Below are 4,907 nucleotides of genomic sequence, written 5' to 3' on the forward strand. Positions count from 1 at the left end.
TCCATAAGACCCCCCCCCCATAAATTTTTGGTAAATCTGCAAATTCTGGAAAACGTTTAACTAAATCTTTTAAAGCATTGATATGATCAATAGCTGCCATAATGCCATAGTTTTGATAATCTCCATTGGGTGGGATAAAAGTTGAAGTAAATTTCGCTTGATAATTTTGCGCTAATTTTCCTTGTGATTTTAAAGTAATAATATGCTGATTAAGCAATTCATAATACTTGGTAGAATTTTTACAATCAAGATTCTGTGGATTAATGCCAAAATCTAACAAAATCTTAGATAGACTTAACAAATCCTCCTCCATGAAGCTAATAGAAGCACTATATTTTTTATTATTTGATATTCTTGCACAAAAACAATGATAAAAAACATGCACCGCTACAACGTTAAAATTTTTAGCAATATATTCCCTATCAAAATCTAAAAAAGAAATATTTGCATTAGCTCCATAACCTCCTATGACAAAAACTATAGCTTTGAGATCTTTTTCATCATCATAGCTAATGCGGTATTCAAGCTTACTAGTTCTTTTAATACTTAGTTCTACATCATCACAAGAATCGATTTCAAAGGTTTGGTTTATGAGCATATAAAGACCTTTTTTATTAATTTATTGATATTATAATACAAAAAACTAAAAAGGCAAACATGATAACCCATATTTACGATTTTCTAGAAAAAAATTTGATTAAATTTAGCAAAAAGATCGCTTTTGTAGAACCCTTTGCCAAAGAAAGAAAAGAAATCACTTATAAAGACTTTGATCTTTTTTCTAAAAAACTAGCCAGTGAAATTTTAAAAACTTTAGGAAATGATAATCCTACTCAAGCTCCTGTTTTAATCATCTTGCCTAAAGGGATTGATTGTTTGATTTCATTTTTTGGAGTGGCACTCAGTGGAAATTTTTATACACTTTTAGATGAAAAAAGTCCTAAAGAAAGAGTAGAAAAAGTCATAGAAGTTTTAAAGCCTAAACTTTTTATCACTTCAAAGGACTTAAATTTTAACTTAGATTTACCTACGCTTTATACAGAAGATTTTGAAAGTTTTAATATAGATGAGAGTTTAATAAAGCATGCCAAAGAAAAACATATAGATACTAATTTACTCTATGTTTTCTTTACAAGTGGGAGCACAGGCATTCCTAAAGGAGTAAGCATAGCTCATAAGAGTGTGATTGATTATACTTTTTGGGTGTGTGAGACTTTTAAATTTAATGAGAATGAAATTTTAGCCAATCAAGCGCCATTTTATTTTGACAATAGCATTTTAGATATTTTTTCAAGTGTAAAATCAGGAGCGACTTTACACCTTTTACCTAATCATCTTTTTGCCTTTCCAAATAAAATTTTAGAATGCCTTGAAAAAGAAAAAGTAAGCACTATATTTTGGGTACCTTCGGTGCTGATTTATTTTGCAAATACTGAAGCTTTGAATAATTTTAGTTTAAACGCCTTAAAAAAGATACTTTTTTGTGGTGAAATCATGCCCAATAAACAGCTAAATATTTGGCGTAAACACTTACCCAATGCTTTATTTGCCAACCTTTATGGTCCAACAGAAATCACTGATGTATGTTCTTTTTATATCATCAATCGCACTTTTAAAGATGAAGAACTTTTACCTATAGGCAAAGCATGTAAAAACACAGAACTTTTAGTTTTTGATGAAAATATGAATTTCATAAGTCCTAAACAAATAAGTGTTAAAGGAGAGCTTTTTGTGCGTGGAACTTCTTTGTCTTTAGGGTATTATAATGACAAAGAAAAAACCAAACAAGCTTTTATTCAAAATCCTTTACATGATAATTATTTAGATTTACTCTATAAAACAGGAGATATCGTTTCTTATAATGAATTTGGAGAGCTTTTATGCTACGGAAGAGCAGATAATCAGATAAAATATATGGGACATAGAATAGAACTTGGAGAAATAGAAAGCGTGATAAATTCTCATGTGAATATTAAAAACAGTGCTTGTATTTTTAAAGAAGATATTATTTGTTTTTATGAAAGTGAAGAAGAAATTAATTTTAAGGCTTTTTTGAAAGATAAATTACCTTCTTATATGATCCCAAAAAATTTTATTAAACTCGACAAATTTAAGCTTAATCAAAATGGTAAAATTGATAGAAAGGTTTTAAAAGAACTTGTTTAAATAAATATTTTATAATTTCAAAAAACTAAAGGAGAAAAAATGCAAGAAATCAAACAATTTTTTATCAATATAGAAAGAACAGATATCAATGAGAGTATGGAAAATCTAGTAAGTGAAGATTTTATCGATAGTATCGATATCATGGCTTTGGTTGCCGAAATAGAAAAATTTTATAAAAAACCCTTAAAAGCAGAATTTATCACACCTGAAAATTTTGAAAGCTTTGAAAATATCAAAAAAATGCTTGAAACTGCAATGAAAGACTAATCTTTCCTTGCAAGTTCAAGCTGTTCTTTTAAAGAACTGATGATTTCATTTTTAGAAACAATAATTTGTGCTATAAAATCCGCCACATCATCCCAATCTTTACTTAGCATATGGGTTAAAGTATAATTTTGTTCATATTCTTCCCAATTCACAGGAGTAAAAAGAGAATTTTTATGCGGGAAATATTTGTTTTTTACCCATTCAAGTGAAGAAGCAAAATAATCCACATAAGCTTTAGCAATATCTTTTTGCACTGCAAATTTTAATCTTTTTTCTTTGCTGCCTTCAAATTTTCTTCTTGCCATAAAAAGCAAAGAATTAAGATTATCCTGCTTTAAATCTTTTTGATTTAATCTTGACATAAGCTCCATTCCTAAAAGATTAAAACTTTCATTTTTGGTTTGTTTTAAAACAAAACTCTCATCCCATTCAAGTCCTAAATGATAAACAAAATCCTTAAGTAAAGTCCCTCCTACATAATCCTCCCTTAGAAGTCTTACTATCAAATTTTCTTCTCCAAATACCTCAGCATGAGTTTTGCAAATCCATTCATAGTCAAAAATATATTTTCTAGGATGATCTTGCGGAGCAAAATCAGCAGAATAATACCCCATATTGTTTTTATGATCTTGAGAACAATGTGAGTTTAAATAACCCAAAGTATCTCTAAAATACACAATAATATAAATTTGAGTAAAACCTAACTCTCTCATAATCTTTTCTAAAATTTCTACATGTTTTTTGGTAGAAAAATCCCAAACTATACCCTCAGCTGAAAAAATAAATTTTTTATCTTTATGTAAAGCACTTTCACTTTTAAAATTTTCTATAGCTCTAAGAAGTCTTTCATTTGTGATATGACTTAAAACACTCTCTTTTTTTAAAATATCTTCTTTTTGAACCAATTCTAAAACCATATCCACCAAAGCCCAATGCCTATTTGCCACTCTAAGACTTTTTGGGTAAATATAAGCTTTTTGCAAAAGCTTTTCTTCGTTTTGCATCAAGAAGCCTTGTTTTTCTTGATTTCCTGTATTAGTAGTTCCTATATGTAAATATGCTGTCATTTTATATCCTTTATCTTTATTTTAATTTATCATCTCTAACTCAAATTTATCTTCTAAATCCTTAAACACAAATACTTTATTCCCACAAGAATAAGAGATAGAATTTTCTTGCATAAAAGATTTTCTTCCTTGTAGTTTTTCAAGCATTAAAGGAAGTTCTTTTCTAAATAAAGCCCTATCAGTCATTCTAAGTCCATGCTCTAAACTTTTTACAAATCTACCATCTATATCATTTTCATCCTTTATTAAATGTAAAGTTGCATCATATCCTAATTCCTGATAACACTTATAAAGTTCTATTTTATTTTGCACTGGCGCACCCATATCTTGTATACTATGATAGCTTACAAAAATGGTATTTTTATTTAAATTTGATTGAATTTGAAGATGGTTTGAATTTAAAATTGCTCTAATTAAATAATTTTCATCACCAAAATAATAAGAAGAATTCATATTTCTATTCCAGTATTTATATACAAAACAATAAAGTCTATAACCACTTCCTTCGAAATAAAATTCCCCTTGATTCATTTCTCTTCCTAAAATGCACGCTAGAAATGGCAAGCAAACACCCGAATTATCAATCACACCATCCACATACCAAGGAGCTATTTTTGCTATGAGTAAAGATAGGTATCCTCCATAAGACCCCCCCCCCATAAATTTTTGGTAAATCTGCAAATTCTGGAAAACGTTTAACTAAATCTTTTAAAGCATTGATATGATCAATAGCTGCCATAATGCCATAGTTTTGATAATCTCCATTAGGTGGGATAAAATCACAAGAAAGTTCTATTTTTTGATTTTCATCTACTAAACCTGCTTGTTTCATTTTATTAACTTTTTGCTCTATAAGAGGAATAATTTGTTCAAAATTATCTTTATTAACCGATAAATGTCCTAAATTAATATTTTTTAAAATACCATTGATACGCTCTAAATCATCTTGATTGGGAATAAGCTTTGGATTATACTTTTGATCAATACTTTGTCTTGCACAAAAACAATGATAAAAAACATGTACCACTACAACATCAAAATTTTTAGCAATATATTCCCTATCAAAATCTAAAAAAGAAATATTTGCATTAGCTCCAAAGCCACCCACTATAAAAACTATAGCTTTAATCTCTTTTTCATCATCATAACTTATACGGTATTCAAGTTTGCTAGTTCTTTTTATATTTAATTCTACATCATCACAAGAATCGATTTCAAAGCTTTGGTTTATGAGCATATATTTTCCTTTTTAATTAATGATCAATTTTAACTGATTTTCTACATCTTTAAAAGTAAACACTTTATTTCCACAAGGATAAGAGATGGAATTTTCTTGCATTAAAGATTTTCTTTTTTGCAATTTTTCAAGCATTAAAGGAAGTTCTTTTCTAAATAAGGCTTTATCAG

The 4,907-nt window shown here is 28.4% G+C and carries 5 protein-coding genes and 1 pseudogene; 2 read left to right on the top strand and 4 right to left on the bottom strand.

From position 1 onward, the window contains the following. Positions 1 to 598: DUF2920 family protein (locus SR63_RS04565; RefSeq protein WP_147498376.1), on the bottom strand; the 598-nt coding region annotated here is incomplete at its 3' end. Positions 599 to 657: 59 nt separating this feature from the next. Here SR63_RS04565 and SR63_RS04570 point away from each other — a divergent pair. Together SR63_RS04570 and SR63_RS04575 are read left to right on the top strand one after the other, a co-directional pair. Next, complete coding sequence (locus tag SR63_RS04570) at positions 658 to 2,166, top strand: AMP-binding protein (RefSeq protein ID WP_044306174.1); 1,509 nt, start codon at positions 658 to 660, stop codon at positions 2,164 to 2,166. A gap of 39 nt (positions 2,167 to 2,205) precedes the next feature. Next, entirely contained in the window at positions 2,206 to 2,433 is a 228-nt protein-coding gene (locus SR63_RS04575) for an acyl carrier protein (RefSeq protein ID WP_002777686.1), read from the top strand. Here SR63_RS04575 and SR63_RS04580 read toward each other — a convergent pair. The 3 genes and pseudogenes from SR63_RS04580 to SR63_RS04595 form a co-directional block, all read right to left on the bottom strand. Further along, the gene (locus tag SR63_RS04580; RefSeq protein WP_002856137.1) at positions 2,430 to 3,500 is read right to left on the bottom strand and encodes a hypothetical protein; all 1,071 of its coding nucleotides are present in this window, start codon (positions 3,498 to 3,500) and stop codon (positions 2,430 to 2,432) included. The two genes, SR63_RS04575 and SR63_RS04580, sit on opposite strands and share 4 nt — an antisense overlap. 21 nt (positions 3,501 to 3,521) lie before the next feature. Then, a pseudogene (locus SR63_RS08635) lies at positions 3,522 to 4,737 on the bottom strand (DUF2920 family protein). Positions 4,738 to 4,749: 12 nt separating this feature from the next. Further along, positions 4,750 to 4,907: DUF2920 family protein (locus SR63_RS04595; RefSeq protein WP_147498378.1), on the bottom strand; the 158-nt coding region annotated here is incomplete at its 5' end.

Origin of the sequence: Campylobacter sp. 2014D-0259 (assembly GCF_008000505.1) — a bacterium.
GTDB classification, from domain to species: Bacteria; Campylobacterota; Campylobacteria; order Campylobacterales; family Campylobacteraceae; genus Campylobacter_D; species Campylobacter_D jejuni.